The 24,074-nt window shown below is 39.5% G+C and carries 29 protein-coding genes, 1 tRNA gene and 1 pseudogene; 18 read left to right on the forward strand and 13 right to left on the reverse strand.

Features of this window, described 5'->3' with window-relative positions:
- Window positions 1-9: 9 nt before the first annotated feature.
- A complete protein-coding gene (locus kam1_RS02210) occupies window positions 10-642 on the reverse strand; it encodes a hypothetical protein (protein ID WP_039721297.1) in 633 nt (210 codons plus the stop codon).
- 156 nt (window positions 643-798) lie between these two features.
- Here kam1_RS02210 and ruvC point away from each other — a divergent pair, with 156 nt between their 5' ends.
- The 9 genes from ruvC to kam1_RS02250 all read left to right on the forward strand — a co-directional run bounded on the left by ruvC (window position 799) and on the right by kam1_RS02250 (window position 6,140).
- The gene (gene ruvC / locus kam1_RS02215; protein ID WP_039721296.1) at window positions 799-1,305 is read left to right on the forward strand and encodes a crossover junction endodeoxyribonuclease RuvC; all 507 of its coding nucleotides are present in this window, start codon (window positions 799-801) and stop codon (window positions 1,303-1,305) included.
- Window positions 1,289-1,891 (forward strand): Holliday junction branch migration protein RuvA, encoded by a 603-nt coding sequence (gene ruvA, locus kam1_RS02220; RefSeq protein WP_039721295.1) that lies wholly within the window; start codon window positions 1,289-1,291, stop codon window positions 1,889-1,891. The genes ruvC and ruvA overlap by 17 nt, the downstream gene beginning before the upstream one ends.
- A gap of 31 nt (window positions 1,892-1,922) precedes the next feature.
- A complete protein-coding gene (gene ruvB, locus kam1_RS02225) occupies window positions 1,923-2,939 on the forward strand; it encodes a Holliday junction branch migration DNA helicase RuvB (RefSeq protein ID WP_052250464.1) in 1,017 nt (338 codons plus the stop codon).
- A gap of 97 nt (window positions 2,940-3,036) precedes the next feature.
- A complete protein-coding gene (locus tag kam1_RS02230; protein ID WP_039721294.1) occupies window positions 3,037-3,453 on the forward strand; it encodes a secondary thiamine-phosphate synthase enzyme YjbQ in 417 nt (138 codons plus the stop codon).
- A gap of 9 nt (window positions 3,454-3,462) precedes the next feature.
- A complete protein-coding gene (locus tag kam1_RS10410; protein WP_244946126.1) occupies window positions 3,463-3,699 on the forward strand; it encodes a hypothetical protein in 237 nt (78 codons plus the stop codon).
- The gene (locus kam1_RS02235) at window positions 3,630-4,025 is read left to right on the forward strand and encodes a rhodanese-like domain-containing protein (RefSeq protein WP_244946127.1); all 396 of its coding nucleotides are present in this window, start codon (window positions 3,630-3,632) and stop codon (window positions 4,023-4,025) included. Before kam1_RS10410 ends, kam1_RS02235 begins: the two co-directional genes overlap by 70 nt.
- 69 nt (window positions 4,026-4,094) lie before the next feature.
- Window positions 4,095-4,168 (forward strand) — tRNA-Lys (locus kam1_RS02240).
- Between the two features lie 82 nt (window positions 4,169-4,250).
- On the forward strand, window positions 4,251-5,501 hold the full coding sequence (locus tag kam1_RS02245) for a class I SAM-dependent methyltransferase (RefSeq protein ID WP_039721293.1): 1,251 nt from the start codon (window positions 4,251-4,253) through the stop codon (window positions 5,499-5,501).
- Window positions 5,502-5,687: 186 nt separating this feature from the next.
- Window positions 5,688-6,140, forward strand: a complete 453-nt coding sequence (locus kam1_RS02250) for a host attachment protein (protein ID WP_039721292.1) — start codon at window positions 5,688-5,690, stop codon at window positions 6,138-6,140.
- Between the two features lie 229 nt (window positions 6,141-6,369).
- On the opposite strand, the gene deoC is transcribed toward kam1_RS02250, so the two are convergent.
- Both deoC and kam1_RS02260 read right to left on the reverse strand, forming a co-directional pair.
- Window positions 6,370-7,014 (reverse strand): deoxyribose-phosphate aldolase, encoded by a 645-nt coding sequence (deoC, locus tag kam1_RS02255; protein WP_039721290.1) that lies wholly within the window; start codon window positions 7,012-7,014, stop codon window positions 6,370-6,372.
- A 9-nt stretch (window positions 7,015-7,023) separates the two neighbouring features.
- Complete coding sequence (locus kam1_RS02260; protein ID WP_039721289.1) at window positions 7,024-8,064, reverse strand: hypothetical protein; 1,041 nt, start codon at window positions 8,062-8,064, stop codon at window positions 7,024-7,026.
- Between the two features lie 114 nt (window positions 8,065-8,178).
- Between kam1_RS02260 and kam1_RS02265 the strand changes: the two genes are divergently transcribed.
- From kam1_RS02265 to kam1_RS02275, 3 genes are all read left to right on the forward strand, one after another.
- Complete coding sequence (locus kam1_RS02265; RefSeq protein ID WP_039721288.1) at window positions 8,179-8,907, forward strand: RsmE family RNA methyltransferase; 729 nt, start codon at window positions 8,179-8,181, stop codon at window positions 8,905-8,907.
- A gap of 51 nt (window positions 8,908-8,958) precedes the next feature.
- Window positions 8,959-9,888, forward strand: a complete 930-nt coding sequence (rfaD, locus tag kam1_RS02270) for an ADP-glyceromanno-heptose 6-epimerase (protein WP_039721287.1) — start codon at window positions 8,959-8,961, stop codon at window positions 9,886-9,888.
- A 69-nt stretch (window positions 9,889-9,957) separates the two neighbouring features.
- Entirely contained in the window at window positions 9,958-11,520 is a 1,563-nt protein-coding gene (locus tag kam1_RS02275) for an AAA family ATPase (protein WP_039721286.1), read from the forward strand.
- A 180-nt stretch (window positions 11,521-11,700) separates the two neighbouring features.
- Here kam1_RS02275 and kam1_RS02280 read toward each other — a convergent pair whose 3' ends face one another.
- Together kam1_RS02280 and kam1_RS02285 are read right to left on the reverse strand one after the other, a co-directional pair.
- A complete protein-coding gene (locus tag kam1_RS02280) occupies window positions 11,701-12,879 on the reverse strand; it encodes an FIST signal transduction protein (protein WP_039721285.1) in 1,179 nt (392 codons plus the stop codon).
- A 42-nt stretch (window positions 12,880-12,921) separates the two neighbouring features.
- Window positions 12,922-13,971 (reverse strand): alpha/beta hydrolase, encoded by a 1,050-nt coding sequence (locus tag kam1_RS02285; RefSeq protein ID WP_244946128.1) that lies wholly within the window; start codon window positions 13,969-13,971, stop codon window positions 12,922-12,924.
- Window positions 13,972-14,070: 99 nt separating this feature from the next.
- Between kam1_RS02285 and kam1_RS02290 the strand changes: the two genes are divergently transcribed.
- Window positions 14,071-15,591, forward strand: coding sequence for an aldehyde dehydrogenase family protein (locus kam1_RS02290; RefSeq protein ID WP_039721385.1), 1,521 nt, complete (start codon window positions 14,071-14,073; stop codon window positions 15,589-15,591).
- An 87-nt stretch (window positions 15,592-15,678) separates the two neighbouring features.
- Here kam1_RS02290 and kam1_RS02295 read toward each other — a convergent pair whose 3' ends face one another.
- From kam1_RS02295 to kam1_RS02310, 4 genes are all read right to left on the reverse strand, one after another.
- Window positions 15,679-16,356, reverse strand: coding sequence for a ribulose-phosphate 3-epimerase (locus tag kam1_RS02295; protein ID WP_039721283.1), 678 nt, complete (start codon window positions 16,354-16,356; stop codon window positions 15,679-15,681).
- Window positions 16,357-16,377: 21 nt separating this feature from the next.
- Window positions 16,378-16,761, reverse strand: coding sequence for a VOC family protein (locus tag kam1_RS02300; RefSeq protein ID WP_039721282.1), 384 nt, complete (start codon window positions 16,759-16,761; stop codon window positions 16,378-16,380).
- A 295-nt stretch (window positions 16,762-17,056) separates the two neighbouring features.
- The gene (locus kam1_RS02305; protein ID WP_039721281.1) at window positions 17,057-18,121 is read right to left on the reverse strand and encodes a M20/M25/M40 family metallo-hydrolase; all 1,065 of its coding nucleotides are present in this window, start codon (window positions 18,119-18,121) and stop codon (window positions 17,057-17,059) included.
- Between the two features lie 49 nt (window positions 18,122-18,170).
- Window positions 18,171-18,893 (reverse strand): VTT domain-containing protein, encoded by a 723-nt coding sequence (locus kam1_RS02310; RefSeq protein WP_235277117.1) that lies wholly within the window; start codon window positions 18,891-18,893, stop codon window positions 18,171-18,173.
- Window positions 18,894-19,033: 140 nt separating this feature from the next.
- Here kam1_RS02310 and kam1_RS02315 point away from each other — a divergent pair, with 140 nt between their 5' ends.
- From kam1_RS02315 to kam1_RS10980, 5 genes are all read left to right on the forward strand, one after another.
- Window positions 19,034-19,522 carry an Hsp20/alpha crystallin family protein gene (locus kam1_RS02315; RefSeq protein ID WP_039721279.1) on the forward strand — a complete coding sequence of 163 codons (489 nt, stop codon included), beginning with the start codon at window positions 19,034-19,036 and terminating at the stop codon, window positions 19,520-19,522.
- 204 nt (window positions 19,523-19,726) lie between these two features.
- Entirely contained in the window at window positions 19,727-20,710 is a 984-nt protein-coding gene (locus kam1_RS02320; protein ID WP_235277110.1) for an outer membrane protein, read from the forward strand.
- 6 nt (window positions 20,711-20,716) lie between these two features.
- A complete protein-coding gene (locus kam1_RS02325; RefSeq protein WP_039721277.1) occupies window positions 20,717-21,037 on the forward strand; it encodes a hypothetical protein in 321 nt (106 codons plus the stop codon).
- A gap of 26 nt (window positions 21,038-21,063) precedes the next feature.
- Complete coding sequence (locus tag kam1_RS02330) at window positions 21,064-21,555, forward strand: FMN-dependent NADH-azoreductase (RefSeq protein WP_143958212.1); 492 nt, start codon at window positions 21,064-21,066, stop codon at window positions 21,553-21,555.
- Window positions 21,552-21,686 (forward strand): hypothetical protein, encoded by a 135-nt coding sequence (locus kam1_RS10980; RefSeq protein WP_143958213.1) that lies wholly within the window; start codon window positions 21,552-21,554, stop codon window positions 21,684-21,686. The genes kam1_RS02330 and kam1_RS10980 overlap by 4 nt, the downstream gene beginning before the upstream one ends.
- An 89-nt stretch (window positions 21,687-21,775) precedes the next feature.
- On the opposite strand, the gene kam1_RS10415 is transcribed toward kam1_RS10980, so the two are convergent.
- From kam1_RS10415 to kam1_RS02345, 4 genes and pseudogenes are all read right to left on the reverse strand, one after another.
- The gene (locus kam1_RS10415) at window positions 21,776-22,342 is read right to left on the reverse strand and encodes a lipase maturation factor family protein (protein WP_391524875.1); all 567 of its coding nucleotides are present in this window, start codon (window positions 22,340-22,342) and stop codon (window positions 21,776-21,778) included.
- A gap of 93 nt (window positions 22,343-22,435) precedes the next feature.
- A pseudogene (locus tag kam1_RS11210) lies at window positions 22,436-22,875 on the reverse strand (lipase maturation factor family protein); the annotation flags it as partial.
- A gap of 53 nt (window positions 22,876-22,928) precedes the next feature.
- Window positions 22,929-23,243 carry a hypothetical protein gene (locus kam1_RS10425; protein WP_244946131.1) on the reverse strand — a complete coding sequence of 105 codons (315 nt, stop codon included), beginning with the start codon at window positions 23,241-23,243 and terminating at the stop codon, window positions 22,929-22,931.
- Window positions 23,240-23,689: a peroxiredoxin gene (locus kam1_RS02345; RefSeq protein ID WP_244946132.1), complete on the reverse strand. Its 450-nt coding sequence runs from the start codon at window positions 23,687-23,689 to the stop codon at window positions 23,240-23,242. The genes kam1_RS10425 and kam1_RS02345 overlap by 4 nt, the downstream gene beginning before the upstream one ends.
- Window positions 23,690-24,074: the final 385 nt, after the last annotated feature.

Below are 24,074 nucleotides of genomic sequence, written 5' to 3' on the forward strand. Positions count from 1 at the left end.
CTGAGGTGTTTAAACCGTCCAGGAGTCATCTGAAAACCCATCGTCTTCAAAATCATCCCCTGGGATGGTAGTGTCCACAGACAGATCTTCGCTATTGTCAGTTTGGTTATCAGTTATTTCTTGTTCATCGGCCAGATCTGTTGAGGGTGCTTCTTTGGGGAGGGCTGTTTCTGGAGGAAGGATAATGTTTATATTTTCTCTGGGACGCCCAAATCCAAAGAGATTTTCAAGGGCTGCTAATCCGAGGGCTCCTAAACCCATAAATCCCGCCGCTTTGGCAGCATCTTTCAACTCAGAAGTATTTTGTGGACGTTGCTCAGGTTTTTGATTTGTAGACCTTTCTTTGGGATTAGAAGAAGGACTTTCCCAATGAAGCATTTCTTCGGAAGTTTTTTCTTTGTTAGATGCCATTTCTTCTCGGATCTTTTCTTTGAATCCCTCAAAGGAAGGATTGTTTAAAGCATAAGGAAAATAGAGAATAGAATGGCCTTCAGAGTCTTGTTTTTGAAGGACTGAAGCGAGCCATTGTCGTTCTTCAGCTGATAGGGCTTGGGGATCGATATCCAGCACGATCCGATCTTCTTTACAATCGATACCTGCTTTTAAACAGGAGATCTGATCAACAGGACAGAGAATTTTCATAATTTTTACAAGCTTTCTTTAATTATAATCAATTCCTACTAAAAATACAACTTGCCTTAAATAGAGAAGGGCATTTTAGTCTTGCCAATGGCTAAAAATCTATCTTTTAATAAATCCTGACGATGCAAAGGAAGCGATTCTTTTTAAAAGTCTTTAATGAATAAACCGATAAGAATTCTAGGGATTGACCCAGCTATTCGGAAAATGGGCTATGGGATCGTTGAATCCAATGGGGACAGTGTCCAATTGATAAGCTGTGGGGTAATCGATGGAAACGGAAATGATCAAGCTCGAAGACTTAGACAACTTTATGATGGACTGTTTGAAATTGTGCAAAAATTCGCTCCCGAACAGGTGGCTATGGAATCAGTCATTTTTGTACAAAATAGGAAAACAGCCATCGATATGGGTGCGGCTCGTGGGGTTGCCTTACTGTTGTTTTCTTTGAAGGATCTGCCGGTTTTTGAATATAGTCCTAGAACGGTTAAAATTGCTGCAACTGGCCGTGGTTCGGCTCGAAAAGAGCAGGTATCTTTTATGGTCCGAGCAGTGTTATCACTGAATTCTTCTCCCCCAGCGGATGCTGCTGATGCTCTGGCGGTGGCTCTCACGCATGTCCACAATTTATGGAATGTTCGAAAAGGTTATGATTTCATATCTTAAAGGAATTCTCATTTATTGCTCTTTTCCAACGATTATCGTTGAATCCCATGGGATAGGCTTTGAAATCTTCTCTTCTCTTTCCCTTTATCAAAGCCTTCCTCCTCTCCATTCGGAGGTTTCTCTATATACCCATTTGAATGTCTCTGAAAACCGCTTTGAGCTTTTCGGATTTCATGACCTTGAAGAACAGCTTACCTTCAGAATTCTTGTTGAAAAAGTGCATGGAGTGGGGCCAAAAACAGCGATTACAATTCTTAATGTTCTTCCTCCAAAAGAATTTAAAGAAGCTATATATAGGGAAGACTATAGGGTTCTTTCAAAAATCAAGGGGATTGGAGAAAAGACTGCGCATAGGCTGGTGGTAGAACTAAAAGATAAGCTGGATGTGGGCCGTTCTGGTATTGGTCCTTTTTCAAAGGAGACCAAAGATCAAATTTTTGAAGATTCTCTAAAAGCCTTGGTTGCATTAGGATTCAAAGAGACAGAAGCAGTGAAGTTAGTTCGAAAAGTAAGAGAAAAAGAGCCGGAGAAAGATCTTGAAGGGGTTATAAGGGAATGTTTGAAGCTGACCTGTATGGAAAGGTAACCTAACTCATTGATCTAAGGAATGAGGAAAAATGAATCCAAAAATAAAGGATGTATTGGCTCAGCCGACCGATAGTTTATTTGAAGAAAATTTGAGGCCTCAAAAGCTCGACGATTTTTTAGGACAAGAAAAAATCAAAGAACGGCTTTATATTCTTGTTCAGGCAGCAAAGATCAAAAAGGAACCGCTCCCGCATCTTCTTTTTAGCGGCCCTCCGGGACTGGGAAAGACAACCTTGGCACATATTCTTTCTAAAGAAATGAATGCTTCCCTTAAAATAACTTCTGGTCCTGCACTGGATAAGGCGGCCAATTTAGCAGGCATATTAACCACATTGGAATCTTTTGATTTTCTTTTTATCGATGAAATCCATCGACTTAGTCGTCCTGTAGAAGAGTATCTTTACCCAGCGATGGAAGATTTCCGAATGGATATTTTGATCGATCAAGGGCCTAATGCCAGAAGCATTCGGCTCAATCTCCCAAAATTTACCTTAGTTGGTGCGACCACCCGTGTAGGTCTTCTGACCGAACCTTTGAGAAGTCGGTTTGGTTTGATCAATCGTTTGGAATATTACAAGCTTGAAGAGCTTGTTAAAATTGTTCAACGTTCCTCACGGATATTGGAAATGGAAATAAACGAAGTGGCCGCAAGGGAGGTAGCCAAACGCTGTAGAGGAACGCCCAGAACGGTCAATCACCTTTTGAAGTGGATTCGTGATTATGCCTATGCCAAAGGGCATCAAAAAATATCTCTGAATGTCGTTAATGATGCCTTAGCAATGATAGAAATCGATGAAGATGGATTGGATGAAATGGACAAGAAGATATTGGAAACCATTGTTTATAAATTCGAAGGGGGTCCTGTGGGACTACAATCCTTAGCCGTCGCTGTTGGTGAAGACCCTGGAACCTTAGAAGAAGTTCATGAACCCTATCTGATCATGGAAGGCTATATAAAAAGGACTCCCCAGGGGAGAGTGGTGACGACTCGGGCATACGAAAAGCTAAAAGTAGCCCCACCTTCCGCTCAAGTCGAGTTATTTTAATCTTTTCTTTTTGACTTATTGTGATAACTTGTGTTCCATTAAACTTCAAATCTGTTTAATATCTTCGACGAGCTTTGATAATCTTTTTTCAACAATAATGAAAAGCTTTAGAGAAGAAATATGGTTCAATATTCCCTCGCGTCGAGCATTTGTTCTGCTGACTCCAAAACTCGAAGAATGCGTGAAAAAGAGTGGTATACAGGAAGGCCTGTTGCTTTGTAATGCGATGCATATTACTGCTAGCGTATTTATAAACGATAATGAGCCTGGGTTGCACGAGGATTTCGAGAGGTGGCTCGAAAAACTAGCTCCAGAAAAGCCTTACTCTCAATACAAGCATAACGTTGGGGAAGACAATGCCGATGCGCATCTCAAAAGGACAATTATGGGCAGAGAAGTTGTCATTGCAATTACAGGAGGAAAACTAGATCTGGGTCCATGGGAGCAGGTTTTCTATGGAGAATTTGACGGGAAGAGAAGAAAACGGGTTTTGGTAAAAATTATTGGAGAATGATTGTAGGCTATGAGTGAAAAACCTTTTCTAGTGAGATCTCTCTCTGTCTTTGCTCTTTTACTCATTACTGGTTGCGCCAATTCTCTTCCTCCAGAGTTAACATGGGAAAAGGTGCTCTATGCTATTAGAGAAAAGTTCCCCGATGTAGCCTCTGTTTCAACAGAAAAACTAGAACGATGGATCACCGTAGGGGGGATTACGCACCCGTGCTTTTGGATGTGCGAACGGTCGATGAATATGAAGTGAGTCATCTCTATCATGCCTGGAGAGTGTCTCCCAATGAAAAAATACGATTAGGTTATAGGGGATTGAAAAGAGAACAGCCTATTGTAGTCTATGATTCGGTTGGGTTTAGAGCGGCTTCTTTTGCCAGAAGACTCCAGCAAGCTGGGTTCTGGCAGGTCTGTTATCTAGAAGGCTCTATTTTCAAATGGGCTAACGAAGGAAGAGCTCTTTATAAAGGAGAGAAAAGAGTTACGATGGTGCATCCCTGTGATTCCTACTGGGGAAAGCTGTTGAATCCTGAACATAGAGCCCTTTCTTTGGTGGACCTCGGCGAGCCTGTTTATTAACAATTCAAAATAATTCAAACATTGATTATTTCTTAAGATTATTCATAGTTCATTTGTAATAGTAAATAGGCCTCGGTAGCTCAGCTGGTCAGAGCAGGTGACTCTTAATCACTGGGTCGGGGGTTCGAATCCCTCCCGGGGCACTATCTAAAAATAAAAACTGAAGATTTTAAGTTTTTCTCTTTCTTTTCTATGAAAAAGAAGAGATAATAGACAGCCTTCTTTATGAATACTATCAGCAACTCGGATACTGAAAGTCATTTTGATTTTGCTTCCTTTTCAAGGGCCGTTCTAAATCAGTTTGAGTCGACGCCCTTCCCTTTTGAAGACGAAAAAGTGCTTTCCGACCAGACTTGGAAAATTATCCCTCCTAACTGGCTCAATGCTATTGGTAGACCCGGAAAGCCATTTTATGACAGAGGAAAATTTTTGGTTGCTGGATGTGGAACTGGTAACGAAGCTTTCAATATTGCTAGAGCATTCCCAAACTTGACAGTCGTGGCTTTTGATATTAGCCAGCGGGCTATCGAAACGGCTATCAAATGGCAAAAGGCTTCGGGAATTCAAAATGTCCATTTTTTTCAGGAAGACTTAATGAACCCCAATTTGGCCCATTCCCTTGGGTCTGATTTCGATTGGATTAGTTGTCATGAGGTGCTTTCATTTGTTTACGATCCCCAAGCAGCCCTTCATCATCTTGCTAGCTGTCTTTCTCCCGATGGATGCATTTATATTGGCGTCAAAGGCACTTTTCATCCAACTGTTAGACTAGCTCCGGCTATTTCTCTTTTTTCCCTTAATCTAAATAACTCCGAACAGCTCAAAAGAACAAGAGAGGTCCTTTCTGCTTGCGATAACCTGATGGGTATTCCTATGGACAAGGGAATAGGTGCACAGCCCGAAAGTTACTTAAAAACACATGTCTTTGGAGTGCACCATGACTGTTTCCCATTACATACATGGATTGAAATCATTCATAATTCCGGTCTTCAATATATCAATTCTTTGTATACATCCATGAGCTTTCTTCAGCTCCAGGATAACCGCTTTTTTGATATCCTTACTGAACTTGACCTGCCTACCCTTCATTCATTGATCGATCATTGTAATCCTTCTTTTTTCCATATGATTGTTGCTTCGAAGCCAAGGAAAATGCCCCCTTTTGCGCCTGCCGACAGAAATGAATTTTTACATTGGCGCCCTTTAGTAGATTTATGGGATAGAACAAAAATTCAAGCCGTTCATCCCCCTTATAATCAAATCTTAGAAGTAACTTTTGATATTCCTGGATTATATAGACAGCTTCCTTTAAAACTTTCTTCCTATTTGATCGAATTTTTAAGGCGATCCGATGGCAGTCGCTCGGTGTCTCAAATTGTTGCAGATATTGGAGTGGAAGTAAAACCTGGAGAACTTTTCCCAGCCCTCGCTCGGTTTTATTTTAGCTCACTTCTGAATTTTTTGCCTCCTCTTTAAGGAATTTTCTTTTATCTCCTTGGAAGGCTGTAAAATCCATGTACGGTAATGTGGATTATTAATTCACTAGACAAGAAATCAGACAATAGATCAAAAAGCAAATTGATATTGCTCTTTACAAGATTTTATCAAAAAATTACTTTTTTGAAATTCTAAAAACGAAGGAACAAATCACAAAAGGCAATTATGCGACTGGATATGTTAATTACGGCAGACCTTGGTATAATCAAGGCTTATAAAGTTATTAGGGATGAATTAACAGGCAACTGCCATGCTCAGGTGATTGATGATCAGATTTTGGAGATGGGCAGGAAACGGCTGAAAGATATAGATACCGACAAACAGGGTGAATTTGCTGTTGTTAGTTATCCATTAACACACGAGCGATCCGTTGGAGAACGGCATAACGAAAAACTGGAAATTCGGAGGAAATTGATTTGTGAGATAGCAAAGATTATCAATCAACTCATAAAAAAATACAATCCTACGGTTTGGGCTTTATCAGCAAGTTCAGATATTCTTCCAAGAATCCTGGAAAGGATCGATCAAACTGCCAAAAAAAATCTTGTTAAGACGATTCCTGCTGATCTTACTAAAATCGATAAAACAGAAATATTAGAACGATTTGGCGTAAAATAATTGATTTTTAGAAGGGGGATGGAAAATAGACTATGGGATGGGAAAACGGCGCTTCTATTTGCTTTCCTAAGGTTTTTTGATTTTAACTTTGCATATGGAGCTAAAATAACAGAGAAGGAACCAGTATTTGAAAGGGTTATTAGCTAAGACTTGATTTGAGCTTTCGATTGGAGAGTCATAGAAATTTAGACCATAGACACAGGATGCTTTTTCTAGCAAACCAAGAAAATTATTCTTGAAAGAAAGAAATGGCATACGAGCTACCAATCCTTGTAGCTCCTGCTTCTATTAATTCGATGGCAAAGCGTTTTGAACGGATTCCTCCAGAAGCTTTTATTCCGATTGAACTTGGTAAAAAGGACTTTAGAAAGCGAATGTCTTCAATTTCTACCCCCCTAGGTCCATATCCTGTAGAAGTTTTAATAAATTTGGCGCCTCCTTCAATAGCGGCAAGAGCAGCCTGCTCAATTTCGGATCTATGAAAGCAGCCTACTTCAATGATAGCTTTTACGAGTTTTTCTCCAGCTATGTTGCATACGGCTTTTACTTCATTTTCGATGATATGCCATCGTTTGAGATGGACAGCCCAAAGGGGAATAACGAGATCTAGTTCATTGGCACCATCCCTTAGAGCTTCAGAGGCTTCAATGCATTTAACAGCTAGCTTATTTGCTCCAAATGGAAAGCCTATAACGGTTGCCGTCTTTATGGAACTTCCTTGTAACTGTTCTGCTGCCAATGAAACCCAGCAAGGTTGAACACAAACTGCTTGGAATCCATATTTTTTGGCGTCTGTACATAACTTGATGATTTCCTGATCTAAAGCATCAGGGCGAAGTAATGTGGAATCGATAAAATTGGAAATCTCCTTCATAAAAGAAGTTTAGAGTTCAAGAATGTCTGTGTATTTTTGTCTCTTTTCCACATTTTCTAAATAATCGAAGAATTCTTCTGGAGTTTCAAATAGGTGGCCCTTTTCGATATACGAATCAGTAGTAAAAGGGGAAAAGCCTTTGGGAAAAATCATGTAACGGGTTTTCATATAATCTCTAGCATGTCCTAGTTCATCCATCATTCCAGCAGAAAGCGGAGGCCTTTCCGGATAAGGATGAATGGCAATAACCGCATCGACTTTACCGACGTACCAATGTAGATCTCGGTGGACGGTATAGGCATAAATTACCTCTCTATCGAGAGGAGAATCAAATTCTTGTGATATTTCCACTGTTTGTGGATCAATGACAACAGCATAGGACCGAAGTTTACGAATAATTTCATTTACAATTTTTCTCATTTCTTCCGTGGCATGCGTCATAGAATAGCTAGCATATACCACCCAGGGCTTAGGGTAGACGACCAGTTTATAAAGGCTATCTGGAGATTCATTCACAGAGATCACATAATGAGGAATATTCATGTATCTTGCCCAATCTTCAGAAAGAGAAACCTCTTCATTCATCCAAGATAGAATTTCATAAATAGTGTGCTGTCTTGCTTTGAGCGCTTTGAGAAATGGATCTGGAGAATCGATAGATTCAAGCTCCTTTTTGATCACCCATTCAGCTTCGATCAATGTTACAATGACATCTGGAGCAATAAAATCTCTTAAAATTCTTTGATCTTTGAACTTTCGATTGATCCTATTCCATTCAATGGTGGCAGGCAATCGGATAATGACATCTTTATAGTTATTTTTCTGAATGTCGAATCCGATTTTTTCATACTCTCTTTCTCGAGTCAGTTCAAAGACATAATCGGTAGTACCTAAGAGCCGTTCCAGTGGTTTTTTCCCTCCTTTGGTAAATTCGTGAATGGCGTTATAAACCTGGATTTCTTTTCCATTAAGCTTAGCAAGCTTAACGACTTTTTGAATAAAGGCACGATCATTCATGCCAGCAATCATTCCGCTTACTAATACTTTCAACTTGCCACCATCCTTGCTAATTTATAAAGCCAATAACCTATGCACCTAAGCTTATTTAGAAAGAAAAGATATCAAAATATTTTGCTTTGAAAAGTCTTCCGAGGGTTTTGAACAATGGACCTTTATTTCTGTCAGGACTATGCCCAAGGATATCTGGATGTAGCCGAATCGCATCATTGTATTCATGTAAAGCGTCATAAAATTGGAGATATAATCGAAGTCTTTGACGGCACTGGTGGCAGCTGGGAGGCACAAATTAAAAAAATTGAAAACAAGAAAGTTTTTTTAACTTTGTTAAGGGAACATCCTCCACTTTTTGTTGCCAAAGGACCACGATTGATTTTGATCCAATCGATTCTTAAAAATAAAGCCATGCAGTTTCTCCTTCAGAAGGTAACGGAAGTGGGGGTTGATCAAATTATTCCGATTGTATCGGAGCGAACCCAGTTTTCTAAAGAAGAAAAAAAGCAAGCCAAGGAAAGAAAATGGAAAGAGATCCTCCTGGCAGCTGTTAAACAAAGCCATCAGAAGAAGTTCCCTGAACTATCTGAAATGGCTACTTTTACTGACATTTTGAAAAGGGAGTTTCCTTTCTCATTAAAGCTAATGGCTTACCTCGGTCCCGAGGCCAAACCATTAAAAGAAATACTGAATAGTCATGCACAAAAAAAATTATCTTCTGTGATTATTCTTGTTGGGCCGGAAGGAGATTTTACAGAAAAAGAAAAAGCAGCTGCTTTAAGCCATGGGTTTGTTCCCATTAATCTTGGAAATCAGATTCTCCGTTCTGAAACAGCTGCCCTCTTTCTATTATCTATTCTAAATTATGAGCTTAGATTCTAAGAGAGAAAAAGATTGTTTTGGTTTGTAAAATCGTTCTAACAATATTGGATCATGTGGAAGAAAATTCTCGTTACTGGAGGAGCCGGATTTATTGGCTCAAATCTTGTTCATGAAATACAGCGGATGTTTCCAGAATGCGATCTTATCGTTATTGATGACTTTTCAAGTGGTTCTTTCAAAAACATGCTCGCTAGCCATTGCGATGTTATAGCTGAAGATCTTTATAGCTTTCAGTGGGAATATTATTTTTCTAAAAATGAAATTCCACTTGTATTTCATTTAGCCTCTCTTACTGATACAACAGTGGTAGACGAACGCAGGCAGATGCAAAATAATGTAGAAGCCTTTCGCAAGCTTCTGCGCTTTTTTTCTGGGACCCCCACCCGAATCATTTATGCTTCTTCAGCAGCCGTCTATGGAAAAGCTTCAGGCAGAAATAGGATTCAGGATCAACCTCATCCTGCAAATCCTTATGGCTTTTCAAAGTTGCAGATGGAACACTTAGCGGCAGCTTATTCCAAGGAGAATCCCCAAGCCCGAATCACCGGTCTTCGATATTTTAATGTGTATGGTCCAAGGGAGGCACACAAGGGGAAATCCTCAAGCATGATATTACAAATTGCAAAGCAGATTAAGGAAGGGAAAGCTCCAAGACTTTTCTCCTTTGGCGAGCAGAAAAGAGATTTTGTTTATGTGGCTGATGTTGTCAAAGCAACTATTCTAACTGCTATAAAAGATTGTCCTGTAGCTGTATTGAATGTAGGGAGTGGATGTGCCAAATCATTTAATGATGTCATTCAAATCTTAAATCAAATCTTGAAAACGGAAGCCAAAGCTGAATATTTCCCATGTCCTTATCCTTTCTATCAAGTACATACGGAAGCAGATCTAGAATTGACCCAATACCACCTCGGATATATTCCCGAATATTCACTTGAGCGGGGAATAGAAGCATATTTCAAGTCAGGATGGCTCTTTTGAATCCCTTGTTGATGATTTTTTAGGGATCTCTCTTGATTTTAGGTCCGTTCTTTTACAATTTGAAGTAGTATGTCATTCGTTTTTCCAGATCCTCAAGAAATGCAAAAGCGGCTTCAAGATTTCGTTAAATCTTTTGGGAATCCTAATCCAATGCCTTCCGAAACGGATAAAGAGGATCGAAAAGAAAAGTTCAAAGAGAAGATATTGCAGTTTCAGTTTACTCCCAAGGAGATCAAATCTTATCTTGATCGTTTTGTGATTAAACAGGAGGAAGCTAAAAAGGTTTTATCGGTTGCTGTATGCGATCATTATAATCAAGTAAAAGAAGCGTTAATGGGGAGAGGGCCGGTCCATTATGTTAAGCAAAACATTCTTCTTGTTGGCCCTAGTGGAGTTGGTAAAACCTATCTGGTACGTTGCCTTGCAGATTGTATTGGTGTTCCTATGGTGAAGGCAGATGCGACAAAGTTTTCTGAGACTGGTTATGTTGGAGCAGATGTGGAAGATCTTGTTAGAGAGCTTATTCAGCAAGCCGAAGGTGATACCGAAATTGCTCAATATGGGATCGTTTACCTTGATGAAGTAGACAAACTGGCTTCTTCCAATATGATTGGCAGGGATGTCAGCGGTAGAGGGGTGCAATCTAACTTGTTGAAGTTGCTAGAAGAAACGGATGTACCAGTGAAAGCTGCCTATGATGTTTTGGGGCAAATGCAGTCCATTTTCGATTTTCAAAGAGGGCTTCGGTCCTTACGGAAGACGATTAATACCCGCTATATCCTTTTTATTTTAAGTGGAGCTTTTGAAAAGCTCTCTGAAATAGTTCAAAGAAGAATTCGAAGATCGCATCTAGGATTTCAGCCTCATGGACCAGAAAAGGTGGTTGCCGATCTTATTAGTGAAGCCACAACTGCTGATTTTGTCGAATATGGTCTTGAACCTGAGTTCATAGGGAGACTGCCCGTACGAGTCTTCTGTCAATCCTTGGATGCTGAAGATCTCTTCCATGTTTTGCGAGATTCTGAAGGATCTATCCTTAAGCAGTATAAGAGCTCGTTTGCAGCTTATGGCATAGAGTTGAAATTTACAGAAGAAGCCTTACGGTTGATTGCCGAGAAAGCGATTGAAGAGGGGACAGGAGCCAGAGGCCTTATGACTATCTGTGAAAAAATTTTGCGGCCTTTCCGATTTGAGCTTCCAGGAACTGGAATCAAGGAGGTTGAAATAGATCCTCCAACGGTTATGGATCCTGAAGGCAAGGTTTTAAAGATTTTAAAAGAATTAGAGGAAACTAAGAAAAACAAGGAGAAGGAGGAAATTGAACAATTCCTACATGAATTTTATAAGACAAATGAGATCCGTATTATTTTTCAAAATGAGGCTGTCGAAGCTTTGAAACAAGAAGCACAGGAAAGAGGAATATCTGTTTTGGATCTGTGCAAAGAAAAATTTAAAAATTATGCCCTTGGTCTAAAATTGGTTAAAAAAAATAATGGACTGAGTGTGTTTACTATCTCTAAGGAAGATCTTCTCCATCCAGACGAGACTTTGAATAATTGGATAGCGGCCTCCTACAAATCTGATCTTCTCCAATCCACTGAAAGTAATTCCTCTTCCCAATCCAATAACTGACATTTTTTTTGTTTGAGTAGCAATATTATAGGGGATCAGTCCATAATTAGAAACAGATTACTGGGTGAAGGTCTGAATTTTTTTTAAATTTTACACAGGTTTGCTAGAGTAGATTCTTTAGTCCAATGTTCTTAACTGGCACTCTGAATATAGGAAAAGGCTTTCTTTTAGAAGCCTTTCTTAAGTTAGAAAAGCGATTGAAGTTGAATAGCCGTGAAGAAAATTCATTCCCCAGGAAGGCCCTATCTCGCCATTGGCAAAAAATCCTGCTTGAGGAATACCTGGAAAATAGTCTTGTACACTTTTAGCGTCCACATTTGCAGATGGGCCAAAGAGGTTTTTACCCCTCCCAGTACAAATCGCTTGTAAAACAGCATAAGGAGCAACTTTCCTAGAAGCTGCTTTTAGTTTTTCTTCTTCGAGCATTTTTTGCAGGGAAAGGGTAGCGGAGGCAGGGTCCCTCAATTGATATTGAACAGTCTGGCCAATTCTAGCTAGTGCCCCAATGGCTATGGCCCCAGTAGAAGGATCCGCGCCCAAAATGTTACGAATGATGAAATCACCTTGCTTGAATTCCTCAAGGTATTCTGAAACAGCCAGCCCGATAAACAAATGCCCTTGAACAGCAAGCCTTTCCTTTTCTGATAATGAATCAAAAGCCTTCGCCAAAGCCTGATAAGCAGTTTTTCGACCAAGAGTGTAGAGAATATTTTGTTCGGCGTTGGTGATCATATAAGGCTCGCCAATAGGCCGACAGGCTTGAGAAACGATTACATCAAGTTGGATATCACCAGCAAACGGAACAAGGAGACAACCAGAAATAGGCTTTCGGTTGTAGTAGATACAAGGCTCGTTTTCCTTTCCGGTGGGAATTCCACCCCAAGCTGGAATATTGGGGTAAGCTTGATTTAAATATTTAAGAAATCTTTCAATTGGGAAGTTGGGTTCGCTGAAGACAGCAAAGCCTTTGATTTCAGAGGGGTCAAAAGAAACGATAGCTTTCCAGTTGTCAACAATCTCGAGAGAATCAATCAATTGGGTATCGATTGGAATTCCTTGAACTTTTAAAGCTTCGTGATGAAGAAGCATCAGTGAAAAAGAAGCCTGCCCTTCGTTTTCTATTCCTTGGCCCACAATGCCAGAGCTGGCAATAAGAATGAGTTCTTTTAGATGACCATAAATAGTCAATATATCTGAAAGTTCTTCAAAGCAATTCTGATCAGAATTTGTATAGCCTGCCCAGGCGAAAGAGATCCCAAGAGATGGTTCTACTGCTAATTCTGATCGAAGATGAGAGACCAGTTGAATGATTCTCTTTTCTTCAAGGGGCCCATTATATAGACTACTTACTGCATGCATTGGCACTCTCTCTAATGTATCATTAGCTTTTCTAGTCTCTTGTCAATGATCGTCAATGGAAAAATCATCTTTCCAACATTTTGATGCAAGCTTAAAACTTTCTGGAGTTAAGGTATAGTTGAGATGGCCTACAGGTAAAATATAAAGATGTTTTGCTTCCCATTTTTCCTGAATCTTTTTAAGTATCCAAGGAGGACTGATTGGATCAAATTGACCGCCTACAAGGAGGATATTATCTCCTCTGACTTTAGGCATAGAAAAACTTGGACAAGCAAGCCGGAGATGTGGTTCGGTTTCTGATTGCGAAATTCCAAGACGTTTTAATTTTTTTCGGATCTCTTTCCCAATTGGCGAGCCCCATATGACATGCTGAATATTAAGCAGGGGTTCAACCAATATCAGTTTATGAAATGTTTTTTCAAGACAAGCGACTTGGGTAATTGTCCATCCCCCATAACTGATTCCCCAAGCCCCAATCAGGGGAGATCCTATCAAGCGAAGGCTTTTTGTAAAGATGTAGAGATCTATAACTGATTGTCTTAAGGTCTCCATGGTATGAACAATATTTGGCTGAACGCAGGAAGGACTAAACAAACTGAAGGAGGCGGGTTTTCTCTGAAAGTGATAGGGCAGATGCATGATGACCCCATTCCATCCTTTGTTATTGAGCCAGCGGACCCATTTTATATAGCCCTTTAAAGAAAAAGACAAGAGGCCATGGAGCAAGATCATTGTAGGGGCCTGATGCCATCCTTTTTTGGAAGGGAAAAGTTCGAAAGTAGCATAATTGGAGCAAGAGTGAGGGCTTCGGACAAAGCTTGGAAAAGTCAATTGATCCTGTCGATAAATGGCGCTAGCGATATAAGTAGTGATTTTATTTTCGTATCGAGAGTCAGGATAGTAGTATTCTTTAAAAGAAGCTTTTCTCCAACTATCAATGTAAGAGCTAAGTTGAGATGGAAAATCAGGAGGAAGACTACAGGGTTTCTGCAGTAAATTAAAAAAGAAGATGGAAATTCCATCAACAAAATGTGAAAGAAAACTTTTCAATTCTTGGGTTATTGTTAATGTGGAAATAAAACTTGTAGCCAATACCAGAAAATTTTGATTAGCTCAATGATTTTAACGATAAAATTTTTTTATTTTACGAATGAAAAAAATAATGCTCAAATCTACCCTAAGGAGGTATTCATGTTAACTGAGACTTTTTCTGAAAAATCACAATCGACTTTATATACCCTTTTACCAAAGGTTCAGAATTTTTTGAAGATGCCCAAAAAGCTTTTTATTGGGGGTAAATGGGTGGATGCGGTTTCGGGCAAAACCTTTCCGACATACGATCCGGCAACCGGAGAAATCTTGGCACAAGTGGCCGAAGCTGATAAGGAAGATGTGGACAAGGCAGTGAAGGCTGCTAGAGAGGCTTTTGAAAAGGGACCGTGGGCTAAGATGACTCCTTCGGACCGAGGCAAATTGATATGGAAGCTAGCAGATTTGATCGAGGAAAATCTTGAAGAATTAGCCCAAATTGAGTCACTTGACAACGGAAAACCGATGGCTGTTGCCAAAGCTGCAGATCTCCCATTATCTATAGATCTATTCCGATATATGGCTGGATGGGCTACAAAGATAGAAGGTAACACCATACCCTTTTCGTTGGCAAAGCCCGAAACATTTGTTTCTTATACAGTAAGAGAGCCTATTGGGGTAGTTGGCCAGATTATTCCATGGAACTTTCCCTTATTAATGGCTGCCTGGAAATTGGGACCAGCACTTGCAACTGGATGTACAATCGTCCTTAAACCAGCTGAACAGACTCCTTTATCTGCTTTGTGGTTAGGAGAACTGATTCAACAGGCAGGTTTCCCTGATGGTGTCGTCAATATTTTGCCTGGGTATGGAGAAACGGCTGGAGCGGCTATAGCTAGTCATATGGATATCGACAAAGTTGCTTTTACTGGTTCAACAGAAGTAGGTAAAATCATTGTGAAGGCAGCCGCTTCAAATTTAAAAAAGGTGAGCTTGGAGCTAGGTGGGAAATCCCCCAATATTGTTTTTTCTGATGCGGATTTATCTACCGCTATCCCTGGAGCAGCATTCTCTATCTTTTTCAACCATGGTCAGTGCTGTTGCGCGGGAAGTAGACTTTATATAGAGAAAAAAGTGTTTGACAAGGTAGTTGAAGGAGTGAGCGAGGAGGCTAAGAAAATCCGACTAGGTCCTGGATTGGACCCAACAACTCAGATGGGGCCGCTTGTCTCGCAAGAGCAATTTGATAGAGTTTCCTCTTATATTAGATCCGGGATTAGTGAAGGAGGGAAAGTGGTCACTGGAGGTAATCGATATGGGGAGCGGGGATATTTTATTCAACCGACGATATTTAGTGGCGTTCATTCTAATATGAAAATTGTTAACGAGGAGATATTCGGACCTGTGGTCTGTGCTATGCCCTTTGAAGGTGTCGATGAAATAGCGCCAGTCGCTAATCAGACAATTTATGGCTTGGCTGCTGGCATATGGACAAAAGATATTTCAAAAGCCCATCGGCTTGCCTCCAAACTGAAGGCAGGTACGGTGTGGATCAACTGTTATAATGTGTTTGATGCCGCATTGCCTTTTGGTGGGTATAAACAATCTGGATGGGGAAGAGAGATGGGTCATGCGGTGCTTGAAAATTATTTAGAGACGAAGTCAGTTTGTATTCAGATTTGAATCTACCCATTGCACATGCGGAATGGGAATATTTGCCCATTCCGCATGAGAAAAACTTTTTAAAAAGATACAGTAGTTTTTTTAATATCATCCGCCGGCGGAAGCTTCGTCAATGCCTTTGAGAATCTCAGAGAGGGTTTGGACTGAAAGCTCTTCGGTAAAAAAAGAGCTTTCTAAGATAAGTGTATTGGCTCCTGCAATCACGGTTGAAGGAATAGTTTGAGCGGATAATCCGCCTTCAACTTGTATTTCAAAATTGAGATTGTTCTTTTCACGAAATTCCTTGGCTTTTCTTATTTTAGAAAGCTTCTCTGGCTGAAAGGGGTGTATTTTAGGAGGAAAATTACTTATAAGAAAGAGAATGGTTTGGAGCTGAGGGAGATACTTGATGCTCTTTTCAAAAAGAGTCAGTGGATTGAGTGCTAGACCACAACGACAACCAAGACCTCGAATTAAATTAATCGTTTTTTGTATATCATGATGAGACTCTAGGTGGACAATAAGGAGATCAGCACCAGCTTCAATAAAATCTCTTGCAAAACGATCCGGTTGTTGAATAAGGAGATGAACTTCTATTGGTAAATCTGTCATTGACCGCAAAGCAGCAATAAAATCTGGACCAATGGAAAGATTAGGGACAAAATGACCATCCATTACATCCACATGAATCGAATCACATCTCATGATTTCGGCTTTTTGTATCTCTTTGGGTAGTTGGAAAGGATTTATTCCGATATTGATTGAGAGACGAATTGGTTGCAGCATAATTTTTTTACTTGGGTTTTGTTATTGGTTTCGTTCAATCAGCTCTATTTCATAACCATCTGGATGGTCAATAAACGCAAATTTTGTACCATTGGAGGTAACCGTTGGACCATCGGAAAACTGGTATCCTAATTTGGAACAATGTTCCCTAAATTGTTCTAGATTTTCAACCTCAAATGCTAGATGCATCAAATCTGGGGGGACATGGACTTTCCCACTTTCAGGATAATAGCAAAGTTCGATCTCTTCTTCACTTCCAGGAAGTTTTAAAAAGGCTAAAATAGATCCTCTAGGAGATTGCGTCTTTCTGACTACTTCCATTCCCAGTACATTAGTAAAAAACTTAATAGACTCTTCGATATTGTTCACTCTCAAGCGAGTATGGAGAAGTTTAGATGCTTTCATAACTATTGGGCCAAAGAACTACAATGTTTTCAATTGTAGTTAAAGAGAGGTACAATATTTACCCACTCAATAGTTTGAAGAGACAACTTAAAGTCTCTCTCTAATCAATCCAAATTCAGCTGTGATTGTTTCCTTTGCTAGCTGGATTTTATAATTGAAACAATACAGCCTTTTTTTTAATAAATATTCTCTATTTTTCTAAGAGATAAAGACAAAAAATTTTGGGAAAAAGATTTTTTTTGTCTTAAATTTTTTAAAACAATCCATTAAAAGAAGTTTTCCTATAGATTTAAATTTAAGTATATAGGATATCATCCTTGCTTTTAATTTCTTTGCAGAAACAAGAAACCCAAAAAGCAGCCATTTCCAAATCCTTTAAATGAAAAGCTTCTATTGGGCTATGCATATATCTATTTGGAATTCCGATAACACAGCTAGGAATGCCTCCTTTTTGAATAAATAAAGCGTCCGCATCCGTTCCTGAGCGTCTTGGATCAATGCTATGCTGATGAGCTATCCCTAATTGATGGGCCAGTTTATCTAAAGTCTTAACTACTCCTGGATGATTGATGCTTCCATGGCTTAATATGGGACCTTTTCCGAGTCGAATATCTCCGAATTTCTTTTTGTCGACAATCGGAATATCAGTGGCATGTCCGACATCGAAGACAATGGCAATATCGGGATGGACTGAATAACCGATCATACTTGCCCCATAGAGTCCATTTTCTTCTTGAATTGTCGAAGCTGCTATAATACAAGGGCCAGAGACGCTTTCTTCGGAACAGATCCTCAAGACTTCTGCGGCAGCAAAAGCCCCGACTTTGTCGTCACATCCTCTAGCTATCCAAATATCGTTGAGGATAGGGAAAAAACTGCTATCGTAAAGGGCCCAATCTCCAATCTGTACATGCTGCAGCGCTTCTTCTTTGCTGGATGCTCCAATATCAATAAAAAGTTCACTCCATTTGGGAGGTTTTTCTTGCGTTTCTTTTTCTTGCAAATGAATGGCAAGCGTTCCAATTACCCCAGGAATAAGGTTGCCCTCATGGTAGATGTTGACTTTCCTACCTTTGGCGAGTTTTGGATCTGGCCCTCCAACTGGAGAAAAGTAGAGAAACCCAGAGTCATCGATATATTGGATCTGAAAGGCAATTTCATCAATGTGTCCATTCACTAAAATCTTGGGGTTGCCTTCTGGATTTAAATAGGCCACAGCATTCCCATAGGCATCTTTATCTAGTCGATGGGCAAAACCCTTTACATAGTCAATCCATATTTGTTGAGCCGGGCTTTCCCAACCGGATGGACTGGGACTTTTTAAAAGGGCACAGAGAAAATCAAAGGATTCTTTTTTCATAAGCTTTTCTTTGGTTATAAAGTTGAAAGACTGCTTGCTCTTTTCTTTGTCATTCCGTTTTCATATGATCAGCTTTTCTTTTCTTACTGAAATTTTCAACTGCCAGATTGGTTTTGGTATAAAGCTTCGATTTTATCCACTCGATGACTAAGGGGAAAAGGGAAAAAAAGATAATGAGGTAGATAAAGGTTTTAAAATGATTTTTTATGAGAGGTTGATTGCCTAGGAAATAACCGGTTCCAAGGAAAAGCCCAATCCAGCAGAGACCACCAAAAACATTAAAAAAAAGAAAGCGGCTGTAAGCCATAGATCCTATTCCAGCAATAAATGGAGTAAAAGTTCGAACGATAGGGATGAACCGAGACAAAAAAATCGCTTTGGATCCATATTGATTGAAAAAATCTTCGGTTTTTTGAATGTGTTCCTTTTTTATAAAAAAGGATGCTGAGGAAGCATAAAAAAATTTTCCAAATTTGTTTCCAAAAAGATAATTAAGACTGTCTCCCCCAATAGCTGCTAGTGTCAACAAAAAAAACAAAGTGTAGAGATTGAGCCAGCCTTTGGCAGCAAAAATTCCAAGAGTAAAAACTAAGGAGTCTCCTGGTAAAAAGGGAGTTAACACTAAGCCCGTTTCACAAAAAATAAGGAGAAAGAGCAAGGGATAGATCCAGTCTTTATGGGTTAAAACTATTACTTGTAAATAATGATCCCAATGGAAAAGAAAATCCAATAGCACAGTCATTAAAAAGAATGGGAATAAGTTTTCCTCCACTTAAGAATTTTATCAAGCATAATCTATAAAATATTTTAATTAATCCTTCATTGTGAATGGCTTGACAAAAAATTAAAAATCAATAATGATTATATAGGATCGTTCTCCAAATTAAAAATAAATTTAAAAAAGGAGGTGCTATGGCTGATCTACTCACCAAAAGAAGTTTGTTTCAACCTTCGATTTGGGATCCGTTTAAAGAATTAGAAGAAATGAGACGGAAGATGGCCTCTCTTTTTGAACGACCTCTTGAATTACTATCTTCAGAAGAAATCGAACCGTTTGAATTGAGCGAATGGCGTCCTTATACAGATATTACGGAAGATGATAAGGAGTTCTTGGTAAAAATGGACCTGCCAGGGGTCAAAAAAGAAGAAGTTAAGGTATCGATTCAAAACAATATTTTAACTGTATCGGGAGAAAGAAAGATAGAAAGAGAAGAAAAGGATAAAAAGAAAAGATACATTAGAGTAGAAAGGGCTTATGGAGCTTTTAGTAGGAGTTTCGAGTTGCCTGAGGGTGTTGAAGAAGACAAAATATCTGCGGAGTTCAAAGATGGGGTGCTTTATCTCCATATGCCCAAAGGTGAGAAAGCACAGCCCAAGACTGTTGAAGTGAAGGTGAGTTAAAAAGTTTGTTTGGTATTCTAGAAACCGGCAAAATAATGTTTGCCGGTTTTTTTTTATGTATTTCTTTTGGTGGTTTTTCGATTCTTTCTAGTTTAGGAGGAGTATAGAGAAAAGGACAAATAATTTTAGAAAACCATTGACAGCTTCTATTCAATGATGCTAGCAAAAAATTCAGAGCCATTAATTGTTTAACGTTGGATGCCAATGACACACTTACGCTGGAAGGCTTTATGCCTTCAAACTAACTTGTGGATTCTGCTAGTGGGATTAGTAATTTGGGCTTCGCCTCTGAAAGCGGAAAGCGGAGATGAATATACGGAAGAAAAACCAGATTTGACCGCTGGCCCTACAAACTATCCTAATAATCAATCTATCGAGGGGGATAGTTCCATTGCTGCAACTGATCCAATCAGCGAAAATACCCTCCCGAAAGAGAAAAATAATTTGGAAAAAAATCTGAAAGATCAAAAGGCCATTCAACAACAAGCCCCTTTTTCTTTGAAGACTGGCTTATATGCTGGAGTTTTTGGAGGTGGAGCTTTTTCTGCGCCAGGAAATTATGGATATTCATTGTATCCCTCTCCTGTTGGCCTGGCTACCTTTAATCCACGTGGAGGAATAGTCAATGGGGTTGGAGGGATTGAGGTCGGTTATGAATTTCCTAAGGAAGCTATGGGAACGAGTGGTAGTTTCTATTGGAGCCCATCTGTTCAGTTTGACGGCTATTATATGGGTGTGACTGCTGCGGCTTCCCAGTTGAACACAGTGGCTGGCAATATTGCCTTCAAAGACAATTTTAACTCTGGACTATTTTTTATCGATGGCATTCTCAAAGTCTATACGCCGATTCTCATTATCAATTTTGGAGTAGGCATTGGGGGAGCTTATATGTGGGAGTCCTCTATTGCAGGGATAGGATCCAGAGGGAGTTTTGCAGGGAAAAATCTTTTTGGAAGAGGCATAGACACTTCATCAGGGGCCGCGGCAGTCCAGGGTATTGCTGGGGTTGAAAGATGGATTACTGATAGGTTGAGTTTTATTGTGGAATATCGGTTCGTTTGGATAGGAGGGTCAAACTTTTCCTACGCTGGGAATCCTACTGTGTTCGGTTCTGGTACTTCGATCAATACACATTTTGATCAATTCGAAGCCAATTTGGTGCTTGGAGGCTTAAGATATAAATTTTAAGTTTTTATGAAAAAACTCTTTCTTCTCTTCGTCGCTGGACTACTCCTTCCACTCTGTTTAGTCGATAAACTTATTGCCTTGCCTTTGATGGGTAAGCATTTCGATGCGAAATATCCCACTTTCCCCTATGGTCCTACAGATCCTTATGGGTATTCCTATTGTGTGGTGGCAACCAATCTATATTACACTCCTCACAAGCCTTATGTTCGCGTATTTTTGCCTACCCCTGAAAAAAACACTTCAGTAAAGAACCTAAAACGATCTTCCAAAAACCTTTCTCGGCCTTCACCAAATAGAAATAAAACAATACCTAATACCACTCGATAACAAAAAGTAGAAAGGAAAGATGCAAAATGGCTAAGATCCTTTATATTGAGGCTTCACCTCGAAAAGATAGATCTTTTTCTATAGCGACGGCAAAAGTATTTCTTGAGGCTTACAAGGCAAATCACTCAACAGACTCCATAACAACGTTGGATCTTTGGTCCAAATCCCTTCCTTCTTTTGATGGCTATATTCTTCAAAGCAAGTATGCCATTTTTCATGGCTTAGAGCATACCCCTGAACAAAAAAAGGCATGGAGTGAAGTCGAAGCAATTATTGCCCACTTTATTAGCTTCGACAAATATGTGTTTTCTTTTCCTATGTGGAATTTTGCTATTCCCTACAGACTTAAGCATTATATAGATATTCTTGTGCAGCCCACTTATACTTTTTCTTATACTCCACAAGAGGGCTACAAAGGATTGGTAGTTGGGAAAAAGGCATGCTTGATATGTTCTAGAGGGGGAGTTATCCAGAAGGAACTGAATTTCAAAAATATGATTTTCAGCTTCCTTATATGAAATTAATCCTGGGATTTATTGGAATTACAGATGTTCATCAAATAATTATTGATGGAACTCTTTTTGAAAAGAGAGAAGTGCTTTTGGACAAGGCAATGATTGAGGCAAGGAATGCTGCTGCAACTTTTTAGGAGCATTTTTTATTGATGCTCAAAAATGCTTACTTGCCATTTCGCAGCAGGAGGGGTATCCCTGGCTTCTTGGTTTTGCGGGTTAACCATTAAAGAAGCAGGAGGAAAATACAACCCATAAAGAGTTCTGTTCCACCAGAGTCCTTTCTCTTTTTTTCTGACCAAGAGCTATATTCATAGACATAGATAAGGGCTCGGACATATTTCGGAGGAGAAGTAGGGAAGGGATTGGCTTTGAAAAGTTTGATGACCTCTTTCTTGCCGTGAAGCAAGCAAGAGAGAAGTGAGGCAAACCAAGGATTTTCTTTTGGTGTACTTAAAGCGGCAAACCACATTTGCCAGTCTAATCTTGGATGGAATGGAGAGATAAATGCAGGAGCTTTATGAGGGTCGTCAGGTTTCCAACAAAATGGGAATTCTTTCCATTCGATGCCGTCGGAGCTCCCTTCTATAATTATTTCCGGCCTTCTTGTTGTCATGATGGCAAAGGCTCCATAATTGTTTATCGATCGTATAGCTGAAAGGGAGTTGAGAAGTTTTACAGTCCATTGTGGATAGGCAAAAGAAAAGGATTCTAAAAAAAGCAGAACACTGATCAAAAAAACAGGAAGAATAAGAAAAAATGAGAATTTCTTCTGAAGTTTTGGACAAGGCATTGGAGGGGATTTGGGGAAGAAAGGGAGAATCTTTTTTAAAAAACTATCATCTAACAAGACAAGTCCTAAGGCTAAAGTAATCCAGTTAAAAAAAGCATGATTACCAGTGAGAATAATAAGTAATTGCAAGAGAGAAAAAAGAATGAAACTCACTGTTCTGCCTAGTCGGCCCAAAAAAATAGCGAAGGGAACCACCAGTTCGATGAATAGGACAATAAAGGTTGTAGTTTCATGAAACCACATGGGAAAGTGATAAAAGTACCAAGCTAGGGGGTAGGCAATGGTTCTGTTTCATAATGATATTTTAAAGCAGTCAAAGCTCGCCATGTTGGATCATGGCTTTCCAATTTAACGATCCCAGAAAGAAGCATCAGTCGGAAGAGCAGCCAACGGAAGATAAAAGTTGCCCAAGCGGGTGGAAAAGTTAATTCCATAAAGCCAGGATGAAGTTTCCATGGCGATGATAAAATGGAAAGTAGCCCACATTCTAAAAGGAGACCATCCCATTGGAAATTAAAAAAGGTCTGTCCCACTGATACATAAGAGAGATAAAGAGACCAAAGAAATAAAGATACAAGAGCTGGAGCTATATTGAAAAAAGAAGAATAGCTAAGAACATTCCAAGAAAAGTTCCAGCATAAAGCATGGGATCGGTTGGAGGTATGATCCAGAACAGGGTAGGAACTAAAAAAAATCTTCGCCAGCCTATTTGATCTTGAACATAATGCAGGAATGGAGAAGCAGGGAGAATCCCTCCTTCTCCTATTAATCCAAGAATTTGAAAAGAAAGGGAAAAAAAGGCAATGAAATAGATAAAGGAAAGAGCACGAAAGAATAGCCATAGGGCTAAGGGATTTGGAGTGGATAGTAGTTTTTTGAAGTTAAAAGACAAGATTTTCAATCTTTTGGCCAGAAATTGCTTGCTTCAAGGGCTTCTAGAACTTCTGCAGCTGTATTCCAAATATTGGGGTGACAATCACGCCATAACACTTTGCCATCTTTAATCAAAAATGAAAGGCGTTTGGGCATTCCAAAGAAAAGGGGGATAGCAAATTCCTTACAAACCTCTCCGCTTGGGTCACAAAGCAGCATAAAATTGAGCCGATTGTTTTGAATGAATTTTTTTTGTACAGTGGGCTTGTCTCTGCTTATTCCAATAACCTGAACATTAGCTTTCTGTAGCTCAGCTAAATGATCCCGGAGATTACAGGCTTGGACAGTGCAACCAGGAGTGTTAGCTTTTGGGAAAAAATATAGCAAAACCAATCCTTTCGAACAAAGCTCTCTTACGGAGACTGGATTGCCTACGGGATCCAATGCCCAAACATCGGGAATGGGCGAGCCCACTTCAAGTCCTATGCTATTGTTTTTTTCATTATTAAGGAAAACATGGTCATAGCGACATAGTTTTTTTATTTACAGAAAAATTTCAAGAAAGCCACGATTTTTAAACCTAGAGGAATTGAAAAATAGATGCTATACCACTCAAAGAACATTATGGCGCACTCACAGCATATGCAGAGAGGAGAAAACTTTAGCCCTCCTCTGTTATTGTTAGTATATATATTGTTATAAAAGGAGATGATATATAGGAAGCAGAAATAGGAAGCAGAAGGAAAAAACCCCCTCAACGCAATCAAAGGAAAAAAACAACGGTTAGCTTCTTATGACCTCCTATCTTTTTTAAAGGAGAGTGGCCAATGCAACAGACCGAATGAGGAGAGTAGGTGGT

The organism is Methylacidiphilum kamchatkense Kam1, assembly GCF_007475525.1.
Classification (GTDB): Bacteria; Verrucomicrobiota; Verrucomicrobiia; order Methylacidiphilales; family Methylacidiphilaceae; genus Methylacidiphilum; species Methylacidiphilum kamchatkense.

Coding starts and splice junctions, on each gene's coding strand:
- kam1_RS02280 (WP_039721285.1), bottom strand. CDS start 12,879: ATGCATGCAGTAAGTAGTCTATATAATGGGCCCCTTGAAGAAAAGAGA.
- kam1_RS02235 (WP_244946127.1), top strand. CDS start 3,630: ATGGATCACCGTAGGGGGGATTACGCACCCGTGCTTTTGGATGTGCGA.
- ruvB (WP_052250464.1), top strand. CDS start 1,923: ATGAATCCAAAAATAAAGGATGTATTGGCTCAGCCGACCGATAGTTTA.
- kam1_RS02315 (WP_039721279.1), top strand. CDS start 19,034: ATGGCTGATCTACTCACCAAAAGAAGTTTGTTTCAACCTTCGATTTGG.
- kam1_RS02330 (WP_143958212.1), top strand. CDS start 21,064: ATGGCTAAGATCCTTTATATTGAGGCTTCACCTCGAAAAGATAGATCT.
- kam1_RS10415 (WP_391524875.1), bottom strand. CDS start 22,342: ATGCCTTGTCCAAAACTTCAGAAGAAATTCTCATTTTTTCTTATTCTT.
- kam1_RS02275 (WP_039721286.1), top strand. CDS start 9,958: ATGTCATTCGTTTTTCCAGATCCTCAAGAAATGCAAAAGCGGCTTCAA.
- kam1_RS10410 (WP_244946126.1), top strand. CDS start 3,463: ATGAGTGAAAAACCTTTTCTAGTGAGATCTCTCTCTGTCTTTGCTCTT.
- kam1_RS02230 (WP_039721294.1), top strand. CDS start 3,037: ATGAAAAGCTTTAGAGAAGAAATATGGTTCAATATTCCCTCGCGTCGA.
- ruvA (WP_039721295.1), top strand. CDS start 1,289: ATGATTTCATATCTTAAAGGAATTCTCATTTATTGCTCTTTTCCAACG.
- rfaD (WP_039721287.1), top strand. CDS start 8,959: ATGTGGAAGAAAATTCTCGTTACTGGAGGAGCCGGATTTATTGGCTCA.
- kam1_RS02290 (WP_039721385.1), top strand. CDS start 14,071: ATGTTAACTGAGACTTTTTCTGAAAAATCACAATCGACTTTATATACC.
- kam1_RS02265 (WP_039721288.1), top strand. CDS start 8,179: ATGGACCTTTATTTCTGTCAGGACTATGCCCAAGGATATCTGGATGTA.
- kam1_RS10980 (WP_143958213.1), top strand. CDS start 21,552: ATGAAATTAATCCTGGGATTTATTGGAATTACAGATGTTCATCAAATA.
- kam1_RS02320 (WP_235277110.1), top strand. CDS start 19,727: ATGACACACTTACGCTGGAAGGCTTTATGCCTTCAAACTAACTTGTGG.
- kam1_RS02250 (WP_039721292.1), top strand. CDS start 5,688: ATGCGACTGGATATGTTAATTACGGCAGACCTTGGTATAATCAAGGCT.
- ruvC (WP_039721296.1), top strand. CDS start 799: ATGAATAAACCGATAAGAATTCTAGGGATTGACCCAGCTATTCGGAAA.
- kam1_RS02210 (WP_039721297.1), bottom strand. CDS start 642: ATGAAAATTCTCTGTCCTGTTGATCAGATCTCCTGTTTAAAAGCAGGT.
- kam1_RS02305 (WP_039721281.1), bottom strand. CDS start 18,121: ATGAAAAAAGAATCCTTTGATTTTCTCTGTGCCCTTTTAAAAAGTCCC.
- kam1_RS02300 (WP_039721282.1), bottom strand. CDS start 16,761: ATGAAAGCATCTAAACTTCTCCATACTCGCTTGAGAGTGAACAATATC.
- deoC (WP_039721290.1), bottom strand. CDS start 7,014: ATGAAGGAGATTTCCAATTTTATCGATTCCACATTACTTCGCCCTGAT.
- kam1_RS02295 (WP_039721283.1), bottom strand. CDS start 16,356: ATGCTGCAACCAATTCGTCTCTCAATCAATATCGGAATAAATCCTTTC.
- kam1_RS02325 (WP_039721277.1), top strand. CDS start 20,717: ATGAAAAAACTCTTTCTTCTCTTCGTCGCTGGACTACTCCTTCCACTC.
- kam1_RS02245 (WP_039721293.1), top strand. CDS start 4,251: ATGAATACTATCAGCAACTCGGATACTGAAAGTCATTTTGATTTTGCT.